This window comes from Fictibacillus sp. S7 (assembly GCF_004127935.1).
In the GTDB taxonomy this organism is placed as follows: Bacteria; Bacillota; Bacilli; order Bacillales; family Fictibacillaceae; genus Fictibacillus_C; species Fictibacillus_C enclensis.
Window position 1 is genome coordinate 4,572,384 of sequence record NZ_QJKL01000001.1, and the last position, 21,924, is coordinate 4,594,307.

Sequence of the window (21,924 nt, forward strand, 5' to 3'; positions counted from 1 at the left end):
ATTTCATACAAGACAAGTACAGGAGGGGTTAATTTTGAAGAAAAAAAGTCATTGGCTCATGGGGTTGTTTTTCAGCCTGCTGCTGGTATTCATCGCAGGATGCGGCAATACATCGAACGCAGTCTCGGAAGAAAAGAAGAAAAATACAGATAAAGTCATAGAAATTGGCTACCAGAAATTCGGTACCTTGAACTTTTTAAAGGCGCAAAAAAGCCTGGAAAAGAAACTGGAGCCAAAGGGATATAAAGTGAAGTGGACCGAGTTTCCTGGCGGGCCTCAGCTTCTTGAAGCGTTAAATGTAGGCAGTCTGGATTTCGGACATACGGGAGAAGCACCGCCGATTTTTGCGCAAGCTGCCAAAGCTCCTTTAGTTTATGTCGGCAATGAACCGCCAAATCCCAAGGGTGAAGCGATTCTTGTTCCAAAAGGTTCAACTATTAAATCGGTGAAGGATTTAAAAGGCAAAAAGATTGCCTTGAACAAAGGCTCCAACGTGCACTATCTTCTGGTCAAGGCGTTGGAAAAGGCAGGCGTTCAGTACAAAGATATTCAGCCGGCTTTTCTTCCGCCGGCAGACGCCCGGGCGGCTTTTGAAAAAGGCGAAGTAGATGCGTGGGTAATCTGGGATCCTTTCCTGGCGGAAGCCCAACGAACAACCGGAGCAAAAATTCTGCAAGATGGAACAGACCTGGTGAACAACCGTGAATTCTTTCTTGCCTCTGATCAGTTTGCAAAGGATCACAAGGACATTGTCAATATCATTCTGAAGGAAGTTCAAAGCGCAGAAAAATGGGTATCCGGAAACAAAAAGGAAGCCGCAAAGTTTCTTGCGCCACAGCTGGGAATGGACGAAAAAACGCTTGAGCTTGTCTTGCAGCGGAGAACGTACGGATTGGAAAAGATCAATCAAAAAGTAGTTGGTGACCAGCAGGATATTGCTGATCAATTTCTGGATCTGAAGCTGATTCCAAATGAGATTAAAGTCAAAGATGCACTGCCACAACAATAATTAAAGGGAGAGATTGTAATGAATGTATTCTGGTTTATACCGACACATGGCGATTCAAGGTATCTGGGTGTTTCCAAGGGAGGAAGAGCCATCGACACGCCTTACCTTCAGCAGATCGCAAAGGCTGTTGATCATCTGGGTTATGAGGGAGCACTGCTTCCAACAGGACGATCGTGCGAAGATGCATGGGTGGTTGCCTCTACCTTAATCCCGGTCACTTCCAGAATGAAGTTCCTCGTGGCAGTGCGCCCGGGTATTTCTTCGCCTTCGCAGGCCGCACGCATGACGTCGACCTTTGACCGTTTATCGAGTGGAAGACTGCTGATCAATGTGGTTACAGGAGGGGATCCGGTGGAGCTTGCCGGTGACGGGCTTCATTTGTCGCATCAGGAGCGGTATAAACTGACCGATGAATTTCTTTCGATTTATCGTTCCTTGCTGGAAACCGGGTCGGCGGATTTCAGCGGAAGCTATTTAAAGGTGGATGAGAGTAAACTGCTTTATCCTCCTGTTCAGAAGCCTTATCCTCCCATTTACTTTGGCGGGTCTTCAGACATTGGGCAGCAGATTGCATCCGATCATGTAGATGTATATTTAACCTGGGGAGAGCCGCCTCATAAGGTGGAAGAGAAGATCAAGAAAGTAAAAAAGCTGGCTGAAGCGAAAGGCCGCAAAGTAAAGTTTGGCATTCGCCTTCATGTGATTGTGCGGGAGGATGAAGAAGAGGCCTGGGCGGCAGCTGATGACCTTATTAAATATGTGGATGACGAGACGATTGCTTCCTCTCAAAAGGTGTTTTCGAGATTTGATTCTGAAGGCCAGAAAAGAATGTCTGATCTGCATAAAGGAAGCAAAAGCAATCTGGAGATCAGCCCCAACCTTTGGGCAGGCGTGGGACTGGTCCGCGGGGGAGCGGGAACCGCGCTGGTAGGCAGTGCCGAGAATGTGGCCAAGAGGATGAAAGAATACGAGGAGATTGGAATTGAGACTTTTATTCTATCAGGCTACCCTCACCTTGAAGAAGCGTACCGGGTAGCGGAACTTCTTTTTCCACTTCTGAATGTTGGGAAGGACAAGAAACAGAGCAGTGAATCTTCCATTATCAGTCCGTTCGGTGAAATAGTAGCCAATGGGCTGTATCCCAAAGGTGAAAAGGTGGAGAGCCGGTGATGAGAAAATCAATCGTTCCCTGGATTGTACCCATTCTTTTACTGGTGATCTGGCAGACTCTTTCTTCAGCAGGATTGCTCTCAACGCGGGTTTTGCCCAACCCGGTGGACATTGTTAAATCTGCGGTTGAACTGGGAAAGTCAGGCTTGCTGTTTGATAACATTTGGATCAGCTTTAAACGGGCAGCGCTCGGTTTTATAGTGGGAGGCGGCATTGGCTTTGTATTGGGGCTTATGAATGGCCTGTCACGAGTATCAGAAAATCTGCTGGATACAACGATTCAGATGGTGAGGAACATACCGCACCTTGCCTTGATTCCGATCGTGATTTTATGGTTTGGAATTGGTGAGGAAGCGAAACTTTTCCTCGTTGCTTTAGGAACCTTTTTCCCCATTTATTTAAATACCTATCATGGAATCAGAACGGTAGACGGTTCTCTGATTGAAATGGGGCGTGTGTACGGATTGGGCAAGCGTTCGCTGTTTTGGAACATCGTGCTGCCTGGTGCTCTTCCATCCATCCTTGTCGGTATCCGCTTTGCTCTTGGAATCACCTGGGTCACACTGATTGTTGCTGAAACCATTGCCTCCAACTCCGGTATTGGCTATATGGCGATGAATGCCCGGGAGTTTATGCAGTTGGACGTGGTCATTTTAAGCATTATCCTGTACGCCATTCTTGGAAAGCTATCTGATTTTGCTGCAAAGCTGGCAGAAAAGCAGTGCTTGAAATGGCATCCCAATTATCAAAAATAAATGGAGGTGAGGAGCATGAATCAAGGCAACCAGGCTTTTCTTGAACTTTCCGATCTCGGCAAATCGTTTGGGGATAAATCTGTACTAAAGCATATGGACTTAAAGGTTGAAAGAGGAGAATTTGTCGCTGTGGTCGGAAAGAGCGGATGCGGAAAAAGCACCTTGCTCCGCATTCTTGCAGGGCTTGAGACGCCTACTGGCGGAGAGGCCAAACTCGATGGCGAAACGGTAAAAGGACAAAACAAAAAGGTTAAAATCATGTTTCAGGACGGAAGGCTGCTTCCCTGGAAAAAAGTAAAAAACAATGTGGCATTGGGATTAAAGAAAGAAGAGGAGAAGAAAGAAGCACTCCATATGCTTCATCAGGTAGGGCTCAGTGACAGAGCGGATGAGTGGCCCGCCGTTTTATCCGGGGGACAAAGACAACGGGTGGCATTGGCCCGGGCGCTTGTTCATCATCCTGAGCTGCTGCTCCTGGATGAACCGCTTGGGGCACTGGATGCCCTGACCAGGCTCGAGATGCACGAACTTATCCGGAACTTATGGGAGCAAAAAGGGTTTACTGCCGTTCTCGTGACGCATGATGTGGAGGAGGCTGTCGCTTTGGCGACCAGGGTCATTTTAATCGACGATGGAGAGATTGCCTTGAATCAAACCATTAATATGCCTTATCCCCGAAAAAAAGACAATCCGCTTTTTGCTAAAACCGTCACCCATATTCTGAACCACATCATGGGCAGAAATCCAGAACTTAAATTAACAAAATAATCATCAAAAAAGGCAGTTCACCAAGAACGTGAGCTGCCTTTCTTATTTTTTTACTGATCAACCAGGGTCTTTTCCAAAAATTCATCCAACCGTTCGTATTGGGAGGTAACACCTTCAATGATGCCCATCTCTTTGACCTGCTGCAGTGCTTCTTCCGTTGCGAAGGTAGTGCGGGTAATGACGTTTGTTTTATCATTCTGTTCAACAAACTCCATCGTGATCAGAAGCTCTGGCATGTTTTCCATGCGATTGCCGTTGCTGTCCACGAAGGTGTCTTTGTATACAAGCCTTTCAGGAGCTGCAATCTCCTCGTAAAATGCTTTGCCGCAGGATTCCTGTCCGTAAAACTCTCCCTGATTTTTGTCCATGCATTTCATGCAGTAATACCACACACCGCCCGGCTTAAAATCAAATTCCCGTATTTCCGTCTGCCAGCCTTTTGGACCCCACCAGTTTGCAAGGTGTCCGGGATCGGAAAAGGCTTGAAACACAAGAGTTCTTGGAGCGTCAAAGATTCTCTCCACGATTAATACACGTCCTTCAGTGCTCGTTTTTAAAGAGTTGGACATCATCATTTTCCTCCCAAATGGTTAGTCACTGCTTTGGTAGCACGGTCAGTCTTTTCCTTGAAGCTTTCGCAAATACTCATCCAAACGGTCATAGCGCTGCTCCCAAACACGCCCAAAGGAGGCAAGCCAGCCATCCAAATCCTTGAATGGCTGCTGGCACAGCTTGTAAATCCGCTTGTTTGCCTGAGCTTCTGCCTCAACAAGGCCAGCTTTATTTAATACACCAAGGTGTTTCGATGTCTGAGGCTGCAGAAGCTCCAGCTTTTCTGCAATTTCCCCTACTGTCAGGGGTCCTTCCCGCAATAGCTCAACAATCTGGAGGCGCTTAGGCTCGGCAAGTGCAGTTAAGGTAACATTGATGTTCGCGCTCATATCATGTTTCTCCTTTCATTCTGAATATACCCTAAAAAGAATATTCTTGTAAAGGAATATTTTAAATTTATGAAATTAGGGAGTGGGGACAGAGATATGCTGCGATTGATCATATCGGCAGCCATTACCGCTACGGTTTGCACATGGCTGGCTGGAGACCTTAATACATGGGAACGGGTGCTGATTGGGGCTGGAACATCATTCAAACAAGATTAGCTGATAAATAGAATGCAAAATGAACAGCCGAATTGTTGTAATCTTCAAAATTACGTTGTAGTATTAAGATAATTAAACATGATTGCCTATTCATTAGCGATTAAAAAATGCCCTTTTTTAATACTAAACTAGTGAACCCCGGCGGTCTTGAACACTTGCTGCTATTTAGGATAGTAAGGTTCAGGGCGGCCTTTTTTGTTGGAAGCAATTCATTAAACCAAATCAAAGGATGATGAACATGTCAAAATTGCTGCAAGATGGAACGGCGGCCCTTAAAGCCGTTAAGACGGGTGATATGATTATGGTTGGCGGGTTTGGCCTGATTGGTGCTCCATTAACATTGATTGATGCGCTGACAAACAAGGACGTGAAAGATTTAACGATCATCAGCAATAATCTAGGTGAAAAGGGGAAGGGTCTGGGGATTTTGCTTGGACAGAAAAAGATCAAAAAAGGGATCGGTTCTTATTTTACAAGCAACAGGGATGTCGGTGATGCGTATCAGAGAGGCGAAATTGAACTGGAATTGCTTCCCCAGGGAACGCTATCGGAATCGATCCGGGCAGGAGGAGCGGGAATCGGCGGGTATTATACCAAAACCGGTGTTGGAACAGAACTTGCCAAAAATAAGGAAGAACGGGAAATTAATGGTGAAACGTATATTTTTGAGCCGGCGATCCGGGCCGACGTTGCACTGATCAGAGCATGGAAAGCCGATACTCTTGGCAATCTCGTCTATTACAAAACCGCCAGGAATTTCAATCCAGTCATGGCGACCGCTGCAGACGTTGTTATTGCAGAAGTCGATGAGATCGTGGAACCGGGAGAATTGTCGCCAGAGGAAATTGTAACACCGCATCTCTTCGTTGATGGCATCCTTTTGGCATCCAAGATTCTCACGAACAAGGGGGTTGTCACTCATGGCTAACGAAATACAGGAATCCATTGCAAGAAGGGCCGCAAAGGAGCTTAATGGACCGTGCGTGGTCAATCTCGGAATCGGGATTCCCACCCTTGTTGCAACGTACATTGATGACGAACAGGTATACTTTCACACCGAAAACGGACTGCTCGGCGTGACCGATACAGACGAAGAACACCAGGATCCGAACCTGGTGAATGCCGGCAAGCTGCCAGTTGGTGAAACGGTCGGTGCCTCTTTTTTTAACAGTGCTGACTCATTTGGCATGATTCGCGGCGGGCATGTGGACGTCGCCATACTTGGGGTGCTGCAGATGGATCAAACGGGTAAGATCGCGAACTGGGCGGTTCCGGGAAAAAACATTATGGGAGTCGGCGGTGCCATGGACCTTCTCGTCGGAGCCAAAAAGGTGATCATTACCACGACACATACTGCGAAGGATGGCAGCAGCAAGCTGCTAAAAGAATGTAATTTTCCTATCACCTCTACAAGAAGTGTGGATATGATCATTTCGGAATTGGCCGTTTTTGAAGTAATAGAGAAAAAGCTGGTGCTCATTGAACTCATGCCGGGTGTTACCCTTGATGAGGTAAGGGAGAAAACAGAAGCGGAGTTTTCCATCCGCCTGAATGATCATATGGAAGAGGGAATCTCTCTTTCTATTAAAAAAACCTCTCTCTAGACATGTTCTAGAAAGAGGTTTTTTTATGTTCAGATCGAGAGTCCCACCAGGGGTTCGGGGTTGATTCGTCTTAGGAATTGGCGTGTTCGCTCTTCCTTAGGGTTATTGAAAATTTCAAGGGGCTTTCCTTCCTCGACAATCTGCCCCTGATCCATAAATACGACATGATTGGACACTTCTTTGGCAAAGCCCAATTCATGGGTAACTACGACCATGGAGATGCCTTCTTTGGCGATGGCACGGATGACTTCCAGCACTTCTCCCACCAGTTCGGGATCAAGCGCGGATGTAGGTTCATCAAAGAGCAGGACTTCGGGATTGAGGGCAAGAGCCCTGGCAATGCCAACCCGCTGCTGCTGTCCTCCTGAAAGCTGGCTGGGATAGGCATCTGCTTTATCACTAAGCCCGACTTTTTCCAAAACGCCCATGCTTCGCTGTCTGGCTTCCTGTTTTGGAACCTTTTGAACTGTAACCAATCCTTCCATAACATTCTCCAGCGCGGTTTTATGTTTGAACAGATGGTATTGCTGAAATACCATCGCTGTTTTCTTTCGAAGGGACAGAATTTCCTTCTTTCCTGGTGAACTGCTCACCTTTTCATACATCCTGTAAAATAAAAGAAGCTCAAGATCAAAGGGAGTACCTTTAATTCGTGAGCCTCTGGATGTCCAGTTAGCGATATATTCCGAAAATTAATTTTCTTAAAAATATACCGATAAAACCGATAAGTCAAGTAGGTTTTAAAAAATAATAGATCAATTGTTATTTGTTATAAAGTGGTAAAATAATTAATGTAATGGTTCTAAAGGGGGGGAACTGAAATGATCCTTGCTTTGTTGATTCTATATGCGCTTCTCATGACTAGTCTGGCAACCGGATTCATCATACGCAAAAGGATACGAAGAACGATCCTCAGCATTCTTCTTATGCTGTATGCCGTATTTATGTATCCCTTGCTTGTGCCAATCGTAGGAGAGTGGAAGGGACTGGATGGAACGGCAAGCCTGCTGCTAAGTCACTTCTTATTGCTGATTGGTGCCATCCTTCTTTTCATTGCGAGCTTTTTTACCGAAAAAGAAGTGAAACAGGATAACAGGCTGGAAAACTAGTTTTTTAAGTGGTTTCTAAGCCCTGGATCTCTGCAAAATTGCCTCCACAGTTCACATTTACTGGCGGCTTTCAGAAATTTACTGTCCGCCCCTAATGTTCAACCCCATAAACAGAAAAAACTCGCCAGCGAATGACGAGTTTTTCTGTTTTTTATTTTGCTGCCATGGACCGTCAAAGGCTCCTCATTTATCCGTTATTCCACTCCAGTATTCCATTCAAGTCTGAATAGATCACATCTGGAAAAAGGTTAAGTTCTTCCACAGGCAGGTCATTTCGGTTAATCCAGGCAGTATGAAAACCGAAATTTTTAGCCCCGGAAATGTCCCAGCCGTTGGATGACATGAAGAGCACTTCATCCCGCTTCACATTCAGCGTTTTTAACACATGATAATAAGAGGCAGGGGTAGGCTTGTACTGCTTCACCTCGTCAATGCTGATCACAAAATCAAAGAGGCGTGTAAGGCCGGACTGATGAACCAAAGGATCAAGCATGTCATGGGAACCGTTGGAAAAAATCGCAAGCGTTTTATCGCTTAACTGGGACAGGACGCTTTCGGTCTCAGGGTAATGAGTAAGTTTTAAATAGGCATCCATCAATTCCTTTTCGATTTGTTCACTGCGCTCTCCTTGATTCTTTTTGATCGCATATCTCAATGCATCCCGCGTGACGGTTGAGAAGGTCTCGTAATTCCCCATCAACTGCCGCAGATTGGAATACTCGATCTGCTTTTTTCTCCAGTCCTGGCTGATCTGCGCTCCCTTTTCCGGAAAAAATTCCTCGCATTTTTCCTTCACGGAATGAACGTCAAACAACGTGCCATATACGTCGAATACAAAAGCTTTAATTGAATTCATTTATTTTTTCCTCCTGAACGTGCATTTTCTCTTCCTTACGTTGTTCCCCATATAAGGAAAAACAACCATTAGCAGTACAACTATCTAATTGTTTTTAGTAAGTAGATATGGTTTAATTAGCTTATTGATTTAAATTCTTTGATTAAAAAATAGATTTCTTACAATAACAGCGAATTGAGAGGATGTTCATATATGTCAGTTTCATCTTCAACAAATATTTTTCAGAGAGATGTAAAGGATCATTGGTATGTGAATTATGAAGAGGTGGATTTGCCGGCAATACAAAAGGGATGGGTGTTGCCGCCGGGCCGCTGGTACGATTTTGATCCGTTTATTTTAATGGCGGAGGATTGGTTTAAGCGGGGAACGTTCTCAGATCATCCGCATCGAGGTTTCCAAACGATCACCTATGTCATCGATGGAAGGCTGGAACACATCGATAATGCAGGAGGACGGGACATTCTTGAACCCGGTGACGTCCAGTACATGAACGCCGGTTGGGCGGCACGTCATGCGGAAGAAGGGGTGGACGATGATATTGTACATACCCTTCAACTATGGCTCAACCTGCCGAAAACGTTAAAACACACCGAAACCTCTTATCAGAACGTTTATGCTGAAGATGCACCATCTGTTTCAATTGAAGGAGGCCGTGTAAAAGTGTTCGCGGGTGAAACAGCAGGTGTAAATGGCCCGCTACATTCGATTGTTCCCATTACATTAGCAGAAATCTCATTAAACGAAGGAGCAGAATATGTTCACACCCTGCCGGAGAACCACAACGCCTTTGTGTATGTTTTGTCAGGAGATGTGGAGCTAGGTGACTCTCGTGTTTCGTTAAAAAAACATGGTGTTGCCACGTTAACTTTTGATAATGAGGGAAATGAAAAGAATAACAGTGGGCTAAAGATAAAATCCAATAGCCGACGTACACGGCTGCTCGTATATTCAGGAGCACCGATTAACGAAGAGGTGGTTCCGTACGGGCCATTTGTGATGAATACAATGGAAGAAATCAAACAGGCATATAGAGATTTTCGTGATGGCAAGTTTGGACCGCCTGCCATTTAACAGGAGGAAAGAACAGCATGAGACAATATTCTAAAATTAAAGCGAGACTGCAGGAAGTTTTGCCGCCGGAGGATCGTATCTTTTTTGAACCGATCAAGAGACATACGTATACCAAACTTGGTGGGGAAGCCGACATTTTTGTTACTCCCACCACAATCGGGCAGCTTAAAGAGATCATGCAAATCGCTAAAGAATATCAGACACCGGTAACTGTTATGGGAAATGGATCCAACCTGATCATAAAGGACAATGGCCTGCAGGGGCTGACCATCAATCTGGAGCATATGAACGAAATCAGTACACTTCACCAATCCATTTACGCCCAGGCAGGAGCGGGGCTCATTGATGTATCCCGCAAGGCGCTTGAAATGAAATTATCCGGGCTGGAGTTCGCCTGCGGAATTCCCGGGACCATCGGCGGCGCACTGTACATGAATGCCGGGGCTTACGGCGGACAAGTTTCCGATGTCCTGATCCGAGCGCTTGTCATGAATAAAGAAGGCGATTTGCTGACCTTGAGCAAGGACGAGCTGAACATGGGGTACAGAAAAAGTCTTATCGCAACCGGAGACTACATTGTGCTGGAAGCCGAATTTGGACTTGAGCCAGGAATATATGAAAAGATAAAAGAAAAAATGGATCATTTCACCCTCCTCAGGGAAAGTAAACAGCCCCTTGAATATCCATCTTGCGGAAGTGTGTTCAAGCGGCCGGAGGGGCATTATACAGGCAAGCTGATCCAGGATTGCGGTCTTCAAGGCTTCCGGATTGGCGGAGCGCAGATTTCTACCAAGCACGCGGGATTTATCGTAAATGTTGGCGGAGCGACCGCAAAAGATTACACCGACTTGATCAGGATCATTCAAAAAACGGTGAAACGAAAATTTGGCGTTGACCTGGAAACCGAAGTGATTATCAGGGGCAGGGAGGATCAGGAGGTTTCATGATTTTACTCAATTACTAAAAAATGCTAAAAACCCTTATGAACAGACCATTCATAGGGGTTTTCTTTTTAATTTTGGTGAGATATGTAGATATGAAAATTAATTCGTCTTATAAAAAAGGAATTTGGTTGCGGATGACGAAATAATTACTTAAGAAGTTCAAGATTATGTAAAGGGGGAGTTAGTATGGTTAAAGATAAGGAAGCAATCAGGCAGGAGATTTCCCGGAAAGTGCAGGAGATTCAAAATAGTTCAGTTACGTTTGTTCATGTAGCTGACGTGCACGAAATCATCACTTTATACCAACAACTGAATCCCGAATTGATCCAGAACTAATGGTTTTAAAGGTAACCAATAAAGATAAATTATAAAAAGGGTTTGATATTTCTTTTTTCATCAAACATAAAGAGCACTGCGGATTGCAGTGCTTTTTATTATGGCTTCCAGTAAAACAACACAATATACGCATATTATGGATAATGCTTTGATTCTATAATTTAAAGTAGGATAGGGGGCTGATATGGGAAAAAGAAGACAAACTTTAAACATAGTGATTAACCAATAGATGCAGCATAAAGGCTGGAAGTACAAAGACCAGCTTGGTCCAAGTTTAATCTTCGAAAAAATAATCAACAATCAACCGTCTCGACTGTACAATACATAAAGCTGTTTTTCATCTGGACAATTCCTGAACAATGATTTGATGAAACTGGAATTCTCTTAACGATGATATGTAACGTTTGAATTCAAACTGGCCAAACAACGTAAGAAGTAAGGTAGTATAAAATAAAACTCAGTCTCTTAATCAAGAGACTGAGCTTTTTAGTAGAAGGATTAATGTGCATTAAAAACCATCTCGCTGAGCAAGATGGTTAAAATTATGTATTTGGTGGAGACTAGCGGGATCGAACCGCTGACCTTTTGGCTGCCAGCGTAGGGAGGGAAGTTTCCTTTACTTTTCCATAGTGCCTAGAAATGCCTTTATATCACGTTTTTAGGATATTTTTAGTGTATAAATGAACTGTAGTTTCCGATAGTTTTCTAGAGTATGTGACCACCATTTAGCGACCCTTTTTAATGAACGGTATAACGTTGCTTTCGATACCCCTGTCATTTCAACAATTTCGGGTACTGTATACTCTTTTGTTTTATATAGTTTTAACGCTCGTTCAATTTCCTTTTGTGGTATTGATGGACGACCCCCAATACGTCAACGTGCTCTGGCAGCCTTCAAACCGGCTTGTGTCCGTTCTACAATTATATCGCGTTCTAATTCTGCTATAGAAGCCATAGTGCGAAAGAAGAACTTTCCGACTGGTGTGGTAGTGTCTATACCATCTATGATGGATACAAAGTCAATACCGTCTTTCTCGAAGCCGGCCGTTATTCTTAAACGTGGAACGACCAAGACGATCCAGTTTGTATACGACTAATGTGTCACCTTTGCGCAGATTATCCAGGCACCGTGTTAACTCCGCAAACTCTTCTTCATATTTATTTTACATTCCTTTTTTAATTTCTTCATATTAGAATGATAAACTTCCGTTGTGTGATTAAACTTTTTTACAACTATGGGGGGATCATAGACGACATGAACAAAAAAATAGTTTTAACAGGTATTTTGACTTTTAGCTTTCTTTCAGCCGCATTCGCATATACTCACGATGCAGTGACCGAGGCAGCGACTTCTTCCACTCAGGTAAGCAATTCAAATCCCGTTGTCAAAGAACGGTTTTTAGTAAAAAATCCTCCAGATGTAGGAAATGGGATAAAAGCAGGCATGGGTTCTTCACTCACTCATCTTCCAGGGGATCCCGATACTATTTTTTATACGACAGCTGACCGGGGCCCAAATGGTGAAGTGGTCGTAAATGGTGAAAAAAGACGCACCTTCCCCGTGCCGACGTATACACCCAGGATTTATAAAATCAAAGTATCCAACGGTGAAGTGGAAATCCTTAAAACGATCAAGCTAAAATTGCCAAAAGGCACAGACGAGATTACCGGTAATAACTACATTTCCGGTGTATCCAATCTGCCGGGACTTGATGAAACGCCCTATGATGAAAAAGGAGAAAAACAATTGCCTTATGACCCTTATGGCCTGGACACAGAAGGACTCGCATACAGTCCGAAAGATGATACATTTTGGCTCAGCGACGAATATCGTCCGAGTCTTGTACAAGTAAAGCGGGACGGTACGATTTTACAGCGACTTCTTCCATCAGGCATGTCCAAGCAATATGAAAATGCTCCGAACATTCCAGTAAAGGATAGTTTACCTGCTGTATTTTCTAAACGAATTTCTAATAAAGGGTTTGAGGGAGTTACCATTTCCCCTGATGGAAAATGGATGTTCGCTCTTACGCAAAGACCGCTTGGAAATCCTGATGTAGATACCAGTAACCGTTCGCGGGCACTCAGGATTCTTAAAATCAACCTGGAAACATTAAAAGTGGCTGGAGAATATGTTTATTTAACAGATGACGAAAAACAATATAATGATTTAAAACAATCGAACATTTATGTTTCTGATCTATATGCGAAGGATGACCATACTCTCCTTGTCGATGAAAGGGACAGCTTTGGAGGAAGTGAATCTCAAGTAAAAAAAATTTATCAAATCAATCTTTCGGAAGCTACAAATATACAAGGTAAATATAATAGCCCGACCGGAACAACAAAAAGCTTAGAACAAATGACGGTGGATGAAATGGAGAAAGCTGGTATCGCTTTTCCAAAACAACGTTTAGTGGTTGATATGCTAAAACTAGGCTATCCGTTTGAAAAACTTGAAGGTTTAACCATGACCAACGGCCATTCCTTAGCTGTAATGAATGATAATGACTTTAGCATCACAAATTCTTCCCAAAAAGGAACTCCAACTGAACTATGGAAGATTGGAATCAGTAATTAAACCAACTGCTTTGGTTCTTAAGACAGATGTATCATGTACCAATAACAATAAAAAACTCGTAACTCATATAATGTTTGATTTTTATTGAAATTCTAATATGAAAAAGCCCAATTTCAACATTAAGATTGAGAACTTGGGCTTTTTTTGTTACTCCATAAAGCGAATTGAGGATATAACCTCTCAATGCCCCCGTGAGGTACATCAGCGACAACAAGTGTAACTTAACCAAGGGGTTGGGTTAAGGATTTTAACATAAGGAGAACTGACAGCACAAAGTCGTTCTCCCTTTTATTTACTGTTTACAAGAACATACGTATGAGATAAAGGGAGTGGTTTCTTTGATCCGAGACCGTGGAAAGATGAAATGGCAAGGAATGTTCTTGCCAGAACATGTGAAGAGCTTGCGAGAATTTGATTGGAACAACAAAAGGAAATCGAAACCTGAGCCGGATCAGCAGCAACTGGAGCCGATGGAGAAAACAATCTGCGAAGGGATGGCAGAAAATTTAGCCTTGTGTTTTACCTATTTTAGTGATGGGAATTTTCATTTGTTGATCGGAAAGGTCCATTATGTAGATACCTTAGAAGAGATCTACGAATAGTGGATGTCCATGGGGAAATTGTTACAATAAAACTGGCTGAATTAGTGGATGTGATTATTAATTAAAAACGCCCACCGGGTAGAAGGCGCCAGATATAGGTGAAGCTTATAATAAATGATCTCTACTAGAGAAGTCAGAGTCGAAGCCAAAGTGACAATACGTATTCGCACGTATTACCAACCATGCAAGAGGAAGTGGCTCGAAAGCTTGATGAAATTCTCTTATAAGCGTTCGTGACCATATTGTGACCAGAGTGGCGCTTTTTAAGGAAATGTTTAAATTTCGTACAGCAATTCAAAACAAAAACCCCTTGTGTACCAAGGGGTTTGAAGACATATGTATGGTGGAGACTAGCGGGATCGAACCGCTGACCTTTTGGCTGCCAGCCAAACGCTCTCCCAGCTGAGCTAAGCCCCCACGATGTGTTGCTGACAAGAAAAATTATATAATACAAGCCCTAGGAAAAGCAAGCACTTTTTTGAAATTTTATTTTTAAAAGGGTATTGGTTCTTGAACATTGTTTCAAAGAAGCTTCATGAATTGGTTGATTGTAGTGAAAGGTGCGAGACTCCAGCAGGAGATGCGGGACAGGTGAGACACAAAAGGCGCTTGCACCGATCGGGCTCAGCGCCCGCCCTGCGAAAGTAGGCGTTTATGCCGGTAAAAGCGAGCATCCTGAAGCGAAAATTCACATCCCGCATATGACATTCAGATAAAGCTTGATGAGCATTAACCCTGCTCATCTTTTTCAATTATACCTCCTAAAATTTCCAGTGTCCAAGCATAGTTTTTTGGAAAGTTGGAAAGCTAACATGGTAAATCAAGGAATAAAGGAGGAATAATGATGCAACAGCAGCAACCACCGAACCAAGGCCAAAACCAGCAACAACAGCCCACTTATCAGCAGCCGCCAAATGTCATCACAGGAAAAGACTTTAACTATCTGACCGACATGCTTTCATGGAATTTGCTTGGATTCAAAAAGGCGCACTTTGCCGCAAGTCAGTGTCAGGACCAGCAAGTGAGCGCGGCGCTTGAGAAAGCGTGCCACATGCACGAAAAGCATTATCAGCAGCTTTTACAAAAACTCCAGTCCGGCGGAAGCCAGCAGATGAACCAATAAGGAGGGGAGAACCTATGAACAACAATCAAAATAAAATTCAAAATCCGGAATCACAAGTACCGAAAACACCTCAGATGAACGATCGTGATTTTCTCAACGATATCCTGTCGTATGAAAAATACATGACGGCTTCGTATTCTACAGCGATGAACGAAGCGAGCCATGACGCACTGTATCAGGAAATTCACTCGGTCTTTGATGAGACGAAGAACATGCAGCGGGAACTGTACACACTTATGTTCCAAAAAGGCTGGTACTCGTTGTCACCGGAACAGCCGCAAAAGCTTCAGCAGGCGGCCCAGCAATTTACAGGGTATATGTCTCAGTTTCCACACAATCCGCCAATGCAATAAGCGACCAACAAGCTATGGAGGTTTCCATGGCTTGTTTTTTTGCGTGAGAATATTACCATGAAATTCGACATATACGTTAACTGGTATAGACAACTAGAACTATAGTCAGAATTTCTTACTGGGCCTATTGCTCCGTTTTTGTCTTGTTCGAAAGGATACGACAAATTCCTCCAGAATGAGGTTAACGTTCCAATAAATTCTAAAGGAGGATTTTTGTGAAAAAGAAAAAAAGTATAGTGCTTTATGCCCTGATCTGTATGCTCGCGGTTTCCGCGTTCTTCGGATCGCAAGCCCGTCCTGCCCAAGCGGCATCTAAGGATACTAATGAGATTAAGTCGCTGATCATCAGCGGAAACATTCCACAAGCCCAGCCGCTCGTGCAGGATAACAAAATCCAGCTTCATGCACTTCACGTGTACAAAAAAGGATACTTCATGGAAACGAAGGCCAGAACCTGGTGGTCTTCGAACAAAAATGTGGCCAGTGTGGACCGAAATGGTCTGGTTACGTTAAAATATCACAGTGGCAAAACGTTCATTTTCACAACAGATGGCAGAACCACCGACCGGATTGCGATCCAAGTGAATCATGGCCAAACGACCATTCAAAAGCAAAAGGGAAAGAAGTATGATGTGATTCCTCAAGCCATCAACAAAATGTCCATGGAAGAGAAAGTCGGCCAAATGTTGATGCCAGACTTCAGAACCTTCAATGGGAAAAATGTTACAGAGCTTACGCCGGAAATCAAAGCACTTGTGAAAAAGTATCATCTTGGCGGCGTGATTCTTTTCCGTGAGAATGTTGTAACAACGGATCAGACGACCAAGCTCGTGGCAGATTATCAGGCAGCCGCCCAAAAGCAAGGATTACTGATTTCCATTGACCAAGAAGGCGGAATCGTAACCCGTCTGCAAAGCGGAACCGATTTTCCTGGAAACATGGCGCTTGGTGCAACCCGCTCTGCAGAACTTTCTGAAAAAGTCGGTAAATCGATCGGTGAGGAATTGAGCGCACTAGGTATTAACTTTAACCTGGCTCCATCTCTTGATGTAAATAACAACCCAGACAATCCGGTCATTGGTACCCGCTCTTTCGGTGAGGATCCAAAGCTCGTATCCGAACTCGGAATTGCGTACATTAAAGGTCTTCAATCCACAAACACTGCGGGTTCAGCCAAACATTTCCCGGGTCATGGGGATACTGCGGTAGATTCCCACCTTGGACTGCCTGAAGTACCGTATGATCTTGACCGCTTGAAGAAAGTGGAGCTTTATCCGTTCCAGCAAGCAATGAATGCAGGAATCGACGCGATCATGACGGCTCACGTCACATTCCCTAAAATTGAGCCAGGAACAGCCATCTCCAAAAAAGACGGCAGTGTCATTGCCATTCCGGCGACTCTTTCTCATAAAGTGCTGACAGAACTGATGAGAGATGACATGGGCTTTAAAGGAGTTATTACAACTGACGCTCTTAATATGCAGGCGATTGCCGATCACTTTGGAGCAGTGGATGCAGCCATCCGTGCGGTTAATGCCGGAACTGACATCGTCCTCATGCCTGTAGGCCTTGAAAGCGTGGCTAATGGACTTTACGACGCGGTTAACAAAGGTGAAATCACCCAGGAACGCTTGAATCAATCCGTTGAACGCTTGTTGACCTTGAAAGTAAAACGCTCCATCTTTAAGCAGGAACGTCCACAGGATATCGGCCAGTTGATCGAAAATGCAGAAAAGGTTGTTGGTTCTCCTGAACATAAAGCCCTTGAAAAAGAGGCTGCCAACAAATCCATTACGCTTGTAAAAAATGATGGAAATGCACTTCCGCTTGCAAAGGAAGACAACGGACAAGCCGTGGTCATCGGAAATACCTATGTAGAAGATCTTGCTGCCCAGGTCAAGCGCGTCTATCCAAACAGTGTGATGATCAAATCTGCAGGACCGTCCTTGACACCAGCACAGCTAGCTCTTGTGAAGAATGCTAAAGCGGTAATCGTTGGCACCTATACATCAACCCTATCGGCCCGTTCTCCGGAAAGTGCTCAAATGAAGCTGGTGAATCAAGTGATCAATGAAAGCACTGCGCCAGTCATTGGCATCGGAACTCGTAATCCGTACGACATTATGGCTTATCCGAATGTGGATGCGTACCTTGCGCAATACAACTTCAAAACTGCAAGCTTTGCCGCGAGCGTGGATACCATCTTTGGATTGAACCAGCCGACAGGAAAGCTTCCGGTAACGATTTATGACAGCAACAAAGAGGTGCTTTACCCATTTGGACACGGATTATCTTATTAAGGGGTGAACTACGATGAAAAAGTGGTTAAGTGCAGGGATACTATTTGTATTGATCATTTCTTTGCTGTCGTCCGCGATGGCAAAGAATGACACACAGCAGAAAAATTCACCGCAGAATTTTAAAACTGGGGTGGATGTGCTGCTGAACGGTAAAAATAATATTTTAAAAGGAAAGCGTGTCGGACTGATCACGAATCCGACTGGTGTGGACGGCAAGCTGAACAGCATCGTGGATTCCATGTACAAAAGCAAAGATTTTGAACTGAAAGCATTGTACGGACCGGAGCATGGGGTGCGGGGAAGCGAGCAGGCCGGCTCCTATGTCGATTTTTACATTGATAAGAAGACGAATCTTCCGGTATACAGTCTTTATGGCCCAACCAAAAAGCCAACACCTGAAATGCTCAAGGACATCGATGTTCTCGTGTTTGATATTCAGGATGTGGGAACCCGATTCTATACGTACATTTACACGATGGCTTATGCAATGGAAGCGGCGAAGGAAAACAACATTGAATTCGTCGTGCTTGACCGCCCGAATCCGCTTGGCGGTGAAAAGGTGGAAGGACCGATTCTTGAACCGAAATACGCGACATTCGTAGGTCTATATCCGATTCCGCTTCGCCATGGAATGACAGTAGGGGAACTTGCAAAGCTGTTTAATAAGGAATTCAAAATTAACGCGGATTTAAAAGTGGTGAAAATGAAAGGCTGGCACCGCTGGAAGACGTACTATGAAACACCACTGCAATGGGTTCTGCCATCACCAAATATGCCGACCGTTGATACAGCATTTGTTTATCCGGGAGCCGGTTTGATTGAAGGAACGAACGTATCAGAAGGAAGAGGAACGACTCGTCCGTTCGAAACCATCGGAGCACCATTTATTGATGGCGACGATCTGGCAAAAGCACTGAATGATTTGAAGCTGCCGGGTGTTATTTTCCGCTCCAACTCATTTACACCAACGTTCTCCAAGTTCGCAAATCAGTTGTGCAATGGCGTTCAGATTCATGTGACCGATTATAATTCCTATAACTCTGTAGACACAGGACTGGCCATCGTCAAAACCATTCATGACATGTATCCGAAAGATTTTCAGTTCAGAGCAGAGAACAGCCAGGGCATATCCTATTTCGATAACCTGATCGGCAACGGCTGGGTTCGTGAAGAAATCGAAAAAGGAACTCCACTTGTGAAGATTAAGGCAAAGTGGAAAGTAGAGCTTGAACTGTTCAAAAAGGTTAGAAAGAACTATCTTCTGTATAAATAAGGAAATATGTACCGATTTTAGAAAAATTAAAATAGTCCGACTGGTATAGACAACTAGTTATAAGCGTGGTACCCTGTGCATAGAGATAATAAGGATGGTGAGTGGAGTATGAAACCATTATTGATTTATGGAGGAACCATTTTTACAGAAAAAGGTTCTATAAAAAATGGGTACCTCGTCATGGAAGACCAACAGATCAAAGAGGTCGGAGAAGGAGTGGATGCCCTTCAATTGGAAGCGTATGAGGTTCTAAAGCTTTCGGAGAGCGAAATCGTTGTGCCAGGTATGATTGACCTGCATATTCATGGTGCTGCAGGAGCCGATGTGATGGACGGGACGATGGACGCACTGAAAACAATGGCGGAAATTCTTCCCCAGGAAGGAACGACAAGCTTCCTTGCGACAACGATGACACAGAGCGTACCCGAAATTGAATTCGCTTTGCAGACGGTCAACACCTATATGGAGGGCAGCAATCCTCCCGGCGAAGCCGAGGTTCTTGGGCTTCATCTGGAAGGGCCGTTCATCTCGCCGAAGCGGGCGGGGGCACAGCCTCTCGACCATATCAGAAAACCGGATGTGAAGCAGTTTCAGGAATGGCAGGAGCTGTCGGGCAACCATATTAAACTGGTTACCCTTGCACCGGAGGAACCGGGAGGCTACGAGCTTTCTTCATATTTGAAAGAAACAGGAGTCGTAGCATCGATCGGCCACTCTGATGCTGTGTATGAAGAAGTGGTTAGAAGCATTGAGTCTGGGGTTACCCACGCAACCCATCTGTACAACGGCATGCGGGGACTTCACCACCGGGAACCTGGAGTGGCAGGAGGTGTGATGCTGCATGACGAGATCACTACCGAAATCATCGTCGACGGCATTCATTCCCGTCCGGAAATGGTGAAGTTTGCGTATCGCAATAAAGGTGCAGAGCGGATGGTGTTGATCACCGATGCGATGCGGGCAAAGTGTATGGGAAATGGCTCGTATACACTTGGCGGACAGAACGTGACGGTCAACGGAAACGAAGCGACCCTCGCGGATGGCACACTCGCTGGCAGTATTTTAAAAATGAAAGATGCGGTACGGAACATGCAGGAATTCACAAGCTGTTCCACTGAAGAGGTGATTCAGATGACCGCGGTCAACCAGGCGAAAGAGCTTGGGGTATATGACCGGAAAGGCAGTCTGTCAGCCGGAAAGGATGCGGATGTAGTTGTGCTGAATGAGGAAAAAGATGTTATCTTCACTTTCTGCCGTGGAAAACTTTCGTATCAGCGGAAGGAGGAGATGTAACATGAACATTATCGAGGTAGCCAACTACGAGGAAATGAGCAAAGCATCTGCCGATTTCATTTTGAAAAAGATCAAAGGATCCGAGAAAGTGACATTGGGCCTGGCGACGGGCGGTACGCCGCTCGGCACCTACCAGGAGCTGGTGAAGGATTACAAGAAAAACGAAACGAGTTACAGCCATGTGCATACCTACAACCTGGATGAGTATGTCGGCTTGACGCCGGATGATCCGGAAAGCTATCACGCCTACATGTGTGAGCATCTGTTTCACCCGGTAAATATGCCGCTTGAGCAGACAAACATTCCAAACGGGGCCGCTCCGGAGCTGCTTCAGGAATGCTTGCGTTATGACATGCTCATTGAAAGCATAGGAGGCGTTGACCTGCAGCTGCTTGGAATCGGAGAGAACGGCCATATCGGGTTCAATGAGCCGGGTACCCTGTTTTCCACCTCTACGCATGTGGTCGATTTAACTCTTTCAACGCTGGAAGCGAATGCAAAGTATTTTAAGGACCCGTCCAAACAGCCGACACAGGCCATTACGATGGGAATTGCCACGATTCTGAAAAGCAAGGAAATCCTGCTGCTCGCATCCGGGGAACGAAAGCAGGAGGCGCTGTTTCACCTCTTGCGGGGAGAAGTAACAGAATCGGTGCCGGCATCCGCGCTGAACATGCATGATAGTGTGACAGTTATTGCAGATTCGCAAGCGTTGAAACTTGTAAACTCGTTAGGGAAGTGATGAAGAACATGATTGATAAATATTCGCCTCTCCCGATCTACTATCAAATCGAGGAAGCCATCAAAGGACGAATTGAAAAAGGGGAACTGCAAGAAGGGGAGATGATTCCATCCGAGCGGGAATACGCCGAAACCTATGGCATCAGCCGGATGACCGTCAGGCAGGCCATTACCAATCTTGTCAATGACGGCTATCTGACCCGCCGAAAGGGCAAAGGTACGTTTGTTGCCAACCAGAAAATAGAGCAAAAGCTCGGCCTGACGAGTTTTACAGAAGACATGAAGGCAAGGGGCCTTAAGCCTTCGACCAAGCTGATTGACTTCCAAATCAGTGAAGCGCGGGGAAAGATTGCAGCAGGATTGGGCATTCATCCGGGAGATGAAATCTATGAGATTCAAAGAGTGAGGCTGGCCGATAACATTCCGATGGCGCTCGAGACCACATATCTCGCCGCCGATCTGGTAAAAGGGCTGAACCAAAGAATCGTACAAGGATCGCTTTATCAGTTTGTGGAAGAAGAACTTGGGTTGAACATCGATTATGCAACACAGGAGCTCGAAGCCTCGGTCGCACGGGAAACTGAGAGCGAAGTGCTCCGAATTGCAAAGGGAACTCCGGTTTTGCTCATCCGCCGGTACACCTACCTGAAGGACGGACGGCCACTCGAGCTCGTTCAATCCATTTACAGAGGTGACCGTTACAAATTTATCATCGATATGCAGCGGGGATAAAATTTAACCGAAATAACAGCTTGTTCCGGTACCTTCATTGACCAGGTGATTGGAGTGCAAGGTGCGAGTCTCCGGCGGGAGTAGCGTGACAGGTGAGACCAAGTATGCGTTCACGCCGGCCATGAGGTGCTTGCGCCGGTCAAAGCG

At 44.9% G+C, this 21,924-nt stretch carries 24 protein-coding genes, 2 tRNA genes and 2 pseudogenes; 20 read left to right on the forward strand and 8 right to left on the reverse strand.

Annotation, left to right across the window (positions count from 1 at the left end; translation table 11 throughout):
• Window positions 1-34: 34 nt before the first annotated feature.
• From DMO16_RS23195 to DMO16_RS23210, 4 genes are read left to right on the forward strand one after another with little or no spacing between them, the layout of a single operon-like run.
• Window positions 35-1,009: a sulfonate ABC transporter substrate-binding protein gene (locus DMO16_RS23195; RefSeq protein WP_241840640.1), complete on the forward strand. Its 975-nt coding sequence runs from the start codon at window positions 35-37 to the stop codon at window positions 1,007-1,009.
• An 18-nt stretch (window positions 1,010-1,027) separates the two neighbouring features.
• Window positions 1,028-2,179, forward strand: a complete 1,152-nt coding sequence (gene ssuD, locus DMO16_RS23200) for an FMNH2-dependent alkanesulfonate monooxygenase (protein ID WP_129480187.1) — start codon at window positions 1,028-1,030, stop codon at window positions 2,177-2,179.
• Window positions 2,179-2,934: an aliphatic sulfonate ABC transporter permease SsuC gene (gene ssuC / locus DMO16_RS23205; protein ID WP_164989028.1), complete on the forward strand. Its 756-nt coding sequence runs from the start codon at window positions 2,179-2,181 to the stop codon at window positions 2,932-2,934. Before ssuD ends, ssuC begins: the two co-directional genes overlap by 1 nt.
• Window positions 2,935-2,949: 15 nt before the next feature.
• Window positions 2,950-3,702, forward strand: coding sequence for an ATP-binding cassette domain-containing protein (locus DMO16_RS23210; protein WP_129480189.1), 753 nt, complete (start codon window positions 2,950-2,952; stop codon window positions 3,700-3,702).
• A 50-nt stretch (window positions 3,703-3,752) separates the two neighbouring features.
• On the opposite strand, the gene DMO16_RS23215 is transcribed toward DMO16_RS23210, so the two are convergent.
• Both DMO16_RS23215 and DMO16_RS23220 read right to left on the reverse strand, forming a co-directional pair.
• The gene (locus DMO16_RS23215; protein ID WP_129480483.1) at window positions 3,753-4,271 is read right to left on the reverse strand and encodes an SRPBCC domain-containing protein; all 519 of its coding nucleotides are present in this window, start codon (window positions 4,269-4,271) and stop codon (window positions 3,753-3,755) included.
• Window positions 4,272-4,316: 45 nt separating this feature from the next.
• Complete coding sequence (locus tag DMO16_RS23220; protein ID WP_129480190.1) at window positions 4,317-4,643, reverse strand: ArsR/SmtB family transcription factor; 327 nt, start codon at window positions 4,641-4,643, stop codon at window positions 4,317-4,319.
• 454 nt (window positions 4,644-5,097) lie between these two features.
• On the opposite strand from DMO16_RS23220, the gene DMO16_RS23225 reads away from it, so the two are divergent.
• Window positions 5,098-5,787 (forward strand): CoA transferase subunit A, encoded by a 690-nt coding sequence (locus tag DMO16_RS23225; protein ID WP_129480191.1) that lies wholly within the window; start codon window positions 5,098-5,100, stop codon window positions 5,785-5,787.
• Window positions 5,780-6,463 (forward strand): 3-oxoacid CoA-transferase subunit B, encoded by a 684-nt coding sequence (locus tag DMO16_RS23230; RefSeq protein WP_129480192.1) that lies wholly within the window; start codon window positions 5,780-5,782, stop codon window positions 6,461-6,463. Before DMO16_RS23225 ends, DMO16_RS23230 begins: the two co-directional genes overlap by 8 nt.
• Before the next feature lie 29 nt (window positions 6,464-6,492).
• Here DMO16_RS23230 and DMO16_RS23235 read toward each other — a convergent pair.
• Window positions 6,493-7,044: pseudogene (locus DMO16_RS23235) on the reverse strand (amino acid ABC transporter ATP-binding protein); the annotation flags it as partial.
• 240 nt (window positions 7,045-7,284) lie between these two features.
• Between DMO16_RS23235 and DMO16_RS23240 the strand changes: the two are divergent.
• A complete protein-coding gene (locus tag DMO16_RS23240) occupies window positions 7,285-7,572 on the forward strand; it encodes a hypothetical protein (RefSeq protein ID WP_129480194.1) in 288 nt (95 codons plus the stop codon).
• Window positions 7,573-7,759: 187 nt separating this feature from the next.
• Here the strand turns inward: DMO16_RS23240 and DMO16_RS23245 are convergent, their stop codons facing one another.
• Complete coding sequence (locus DMO16_RS23245; protein ID WP_129480195.1) at window positions 7,760-8,428, reverse strand: haloacid dehalogenase type II; 669 nt, start codon at window positions 8,426-8,428, stop codon at window positions 7,760-7,762.
• A 192-nt stretch (window positions 8,429-8,620) separates the two neighbouring features.
• On the opposite strand from DMO16_RS23245, the gene DMO16_RS23250 reads away from it, so the two are divergent.
• From DMO16_RS23250 to DMO16_RS24495, 3 genes are all read left to right on the forward strand, one after another.
• The gene (locus DMO16_RS23250) at window positions 8,621-9,499 is read left to right on the forward strand and encodes a pirin family protein (RefSeq protein WP_129480196.1); all 879 of its coding nucleotides are present in this window, start codon (window positions 8,621-8,623) and stop codon (window positions 9,497-9,499) included.
• A 17-nt stretch (window positions 9,500-9,516) separates the two neighbouring features.
• Entirely contained in the window at window positions 9,517-10,446 is a 930-nt protein-coding gene (gene murB, locus DMO16_RS23255; RefSeq protein ID WP_129480197.1) for a UDP-N-acetylmuramate dehydrogenase, read from the forward strand.
• 183 nt (window positions 10,447-10,629) lie between these two features.
• Window positions 10,630-10,779, forward strand: a complete 150-nt coding sequence (locus DMO16_RS24495) for a hypothetical protein (protein ID WP_156412581.1) — start codon at window positions 10,630-10,632, stop codon at window positions 10,777-10,779.
• A gap of 551 nt (window positions 10,780-11,330) precedes the next feature.
• Here DMO16_RS24495 and DMO16_RS24500 read toward each other — a convergent pair.
• From DMO16_RS24500 to DMO16_RS25085, 3 genes and pseudogenes are all read right to left on the reverse strand, one after another.
• Window positions 11,331-11,405: transfer RNA gene (locus DMO16_RS24500), tRNA-OTHER, on the reverse strand.
• Between the two features lie 32 nt (window positions 11,406-11,437).
• Entirely contained in the window at window positions 11,438-11,650 is a 213-nt protein-coding gene (locus tag DMO16_RS25080) for a helix-turn-helix domain-containing protein (protein ID WP_347232864.1), read from the reverse strand.
• Window positions 11,651-11,653: 3 nt separating this feature from the next.
• Window positions 11,654-11,906, reverse strand: a pseudogene (locus DMO16_RS25085) (recombinase family protein); the annotation flags it as partial.
• A 128-nt stretch (window positions 11,907-12,034) separates the two neighbouring features.
• On the opposite strand from DMO16_RS25085, the gene DMO16_RS23265 reads away from it, so the two are divergent.
• Both DMO16_RS23265 and DMO16_RS23270 read left to right on the forward strand, forming a co-directional pair.
• On the forward strand, window positions 12,035-13,360 hold the full coding sequence (locus DMO16_RS23265) for an esterase-like activity of phytase family protein (protein WP_129480198.1): 1,326 nt from the start codon (window positions 12,035-12,037) through the stop codon (window positions 13,358-13,360).
• A gap of 359 nt (window positions 13,361-13,719) precedes the next feature.
• Window positions 13,720-13,962, forward strand: coding sequence for a YolD-like family protein (locus tag DMO16_RS23270; protein ID WP_241840641.1), 243 nt, complete (start codon window positions 13,720-13,722; stop codon window positions 13,960-13,962).
• A 341-nt stretch (window positions 13,963-14,303) separates the two neighbouring features.
• Here the strand turns inward: DMO16_RS23270 and DMO16_RS23280 are convergent.
• Window positions 14,304-14,379: transfer RNA gene (locus tag DMO16_RS23280), tRNA-Ala, on the reverse strand.
• 143 nt (window positions 14,380-14,522) lie between these two features.
• Between DMO16_RS23280 and DMO16_RS24715 the strand changes: the two genes are divergently transcribed.
• The 8 genes from DMO16_RS24715 (at window position 14,523) to DMO16_RS23315 (ending at window position 21,777) form a co-directional block, all read left to right on the forward strand.
• The gene (locus DMO16_RS24715; protein WP_206738164.1) at window positions 14,523-14,678 is read left to right on the forward strand and encodes a hypothetical protein; all 156 of its coding nucleotides are present in this window, start codon (window positions 14,523-14,525) and stop codon (window positions 14,676-14,678) included.
• Window positions 14,679-14,806: 128 nt separating this feature from the next.
• Window positions 14,807-15,085, forward strand: coding sequence for a hypothetical protein (locus DMO16_RS23285; protein ID WP_061972390.1), 279 nt, complete (start codon window positions 14,807-14,809; stop codon window positions 15,083-15,085).
• Window positions 15,086-15,099: 14 nt separating this feature from the next.
• The gene (locus tag DMO16_RS23290; RefSeq protein ID WP_061972391.1) at window positions 15,100-15,438 is read left to right on the forward strand and encodes a spore coat protein; all 339 of its coding nucleotides are present in this window, start codon (window positions 15,100-15,102) and stop codon (window positions 15,436-15,438) included.
• A 257-nt stretch (window positions 15,439-15,695) separates the two neighbouring features.
• The gene (locus DMO16_RS23295) at window positions 15,696-17,738 is read left to right on the forward strand and encodes a glycoside hydrolase family 3 protein (protein WP_129480484.1); all 2,043 of its coding nucleotides are present in this window, start codon (window positions 15,696-15,698) and stop codon (window positions 17,736-17,738) included.
• Between the two features lie 13 nt (window positions 17,739-17,751).
• Window positions 17,752-19,011, forward strand: coding sequence for an exo-beta-N-acetylmuramidase NamZ family protein (locus DMO16_RS23300; RefSeq protein WP_129480199.1), 1,260 nt, complete (start codon window positions 17,752-17,754; stop codon window positions 19,009-19,011).
• Between the two features lie 108 nt (window positions 19,012-19,119).
• Window positions 19,120-20,304 carry an N-acetylglucosamine-6-phosphate deacetylase gene (gene nagA, locus DMO16_RS23305; protein ID WP_129480200.1) on the forward strand — a complete coding sequence of 395 codons (1,185 nt, stop codon included), beginning with the start codon at window positions 19,120-19,122 and terminating at the stop codon, window positions 20,302-20,304.
• Window position 20,305: 1 nt separating this feature from the next.
• On the forward strand, window positions 20,306-21,046 hold the full coding sequence (gene nagB / locus DMO16_RS23310) for a glucosamine-6-phosphate deaminase (protein WP_061972394.1): 741 nt from the start codon (window positions 20,306-20,308) through the stop codon (window positions 21,044-21,046).
• Between the two features lie 8 nt (window positions 21,047-21,054).
• Entirely contained in the window at window positions 21,055-21,777 is a 723-nt protein-coding gene (locus DMO16_RS23315) for a GntR family transcriptional regulator (protein WP_061972995.1), read from the forward strand.
• The last annotated feature ends 147 nt before the right edge of the window (window positions 21,778-21,924 follow it).

What these genes read in the sequence shown, in the direction of transcription:
- ssuD (WP_129480187.1), top strand. Translation starts at nt 1,028, where the DNA reads ATGAATGTATTCTGGTTTATACCGACACATGGCGATTCAAGGTATCTG.
- ssuC (WP_164989028.1), top strand. Translation starts at nt 2,179, where the DNA reads ATGAGAAAATCAATCGTTCCCTGGATTGTACCCATTCTTTTACTGGTG.
- DMO16_RS23210 (WP_129480189.1), top strand. Translation starts at nt 2,950, where the DNA reads ATGAATCAAGGCAACCAGGCTTTTCTTGAACTTTCCGATCTCGGCAAA.
- DMO16_RS23215 (WP_129480483.1), bottom strand. Translation starts at nt 4,271, where the DNA reads ATGTCCAACTCTTTAAAAACGAGCACTGAAGGACGTGTATTAATCGTG.
- DMO16_RS23220 (WP_129480190.1), bottom strand. Translation starts at nt 4,643, where the DNA reads ATGAGCGCGAACATCAATGTTACCTTAACTGCACTTGCCGAGCCTAAG.
- DMO16_RS23225 (WP_129480191.1), top strand. Translation starts at nt 5,098, where the DNA reads ATGTCAAAATTGCTGCAAGATGGAACGGCGGCCCTTAAAGCCGTTAAG.
- DMO16_RS23230 (WP_129480192.1), top strand. Translation starts at nt 5,780, where the DNA reads ATGGCTAACGAAATACAGGAATCCATTGCAAGAAGGGCCGCAAAGGAG.
- DMO16_RS23240 (WP_129480194.1), top strand. Translation starts at nt 7,285, where the DNA reads ATGATCCTTGCTTTGTTGATTCTATATGCGCTTCTCATGACTAGTCTG.
- DMO16_RS23245 (WP_129480195.1), bottom strand. Translation starts at nt 8,428, where the DNA reads ATGAATTCAATTAAAGCTTTTGTATTCGACGTATATGGCACGTTGTTT.
- DMO16_RS23250 (WP_129480196.1), top strand. Translation starts at nt 8,621, where the DNA reads ATGTCAGTTTCATCTTCAACAAATATTTTTCAGAGAGATGTAAAGGAT.
- murB (WP_129480197.1), top strand. Translation starts at nt 9,517, where the DNA reads ATGAGACAATATTCTAAAATTAAAGCGAGACTGCAGGAAGTTTTGCCG.
- DMO16_RS24495 (WP_156412581.1), top strand. Translation starts at nt 10,630, where the DNA reads ATGGTTAAAGATAAGGAAGCAATCAGGCAGGAGATTTCCCGGAAAGTG.
- DMO16_RS23265 (WP_129480198.1), top strand. Translation starts at nt 12,035, where the DNA reads ATGAACAAAAAAATAGTTTTAACAGGTATTTTGACTTTTAGCTTTCTT.
- DMO16_RS23270 (WP_241840641.1), top strand. Translation starts at nt 13,720, where the DNA reads ATGAAATGGCAAGGAATGTTCTTGCCAGAACATGTGAAGAGCTTGCGA.
- DMO16_RS23285 (WP_061972390.1), top strand. Translation starts at nt 14,807, where the DNA reads ATGCAACAGCAGCAACCACCGAACCAAGGCCAAAACCAGCAACAACAG.
- DMO16_RS23290 (WP_061972391.1), top strand. Translation starts at nt 15,100, where the DNA reads ATGAACAACAATCAAAATAAAATTCAAAATCCGGAATCACAAGTACCG.
- DMO16_RS23295 (WP_129480484.1), top strand. Translation starts at nt 15,696, where the DNA reads ATGCTCGCGGTTTCCGCGTTCTTCGGATCGCAAGCCCGTCCTGCCCAA.
- DMO16_RS23300 (WP_129480199.1), top strand. Translation starts at nt 17,752, where the DNA reads ATGAAAAAGTGGTTAAGTGCAGGGATACTATTTGTATTGATCATTTCT.
- nagA (WP_129480200.1), top strand. Translation starts at nt 19,120, where the DNA reads ATGAAACCATTATTGATTTATGGAGGAACCATTTTTACAGAAAAAGGT.
- nagB (WP_061972394.1), top strand. Translation starts at nt 20,306, where the DNA reads ATGAACATTATCGAGGTAGCCAACTACGAGGAAATGAGCAAAGCATCT.
- DMO16_RS23315 (WP_061972995.1), top strand. Translation starts at nt 21,055, where the DNA reads ATGATTGATAAATATTCGCCTCTCCCGATCTACTATCAAATCGAGGAA.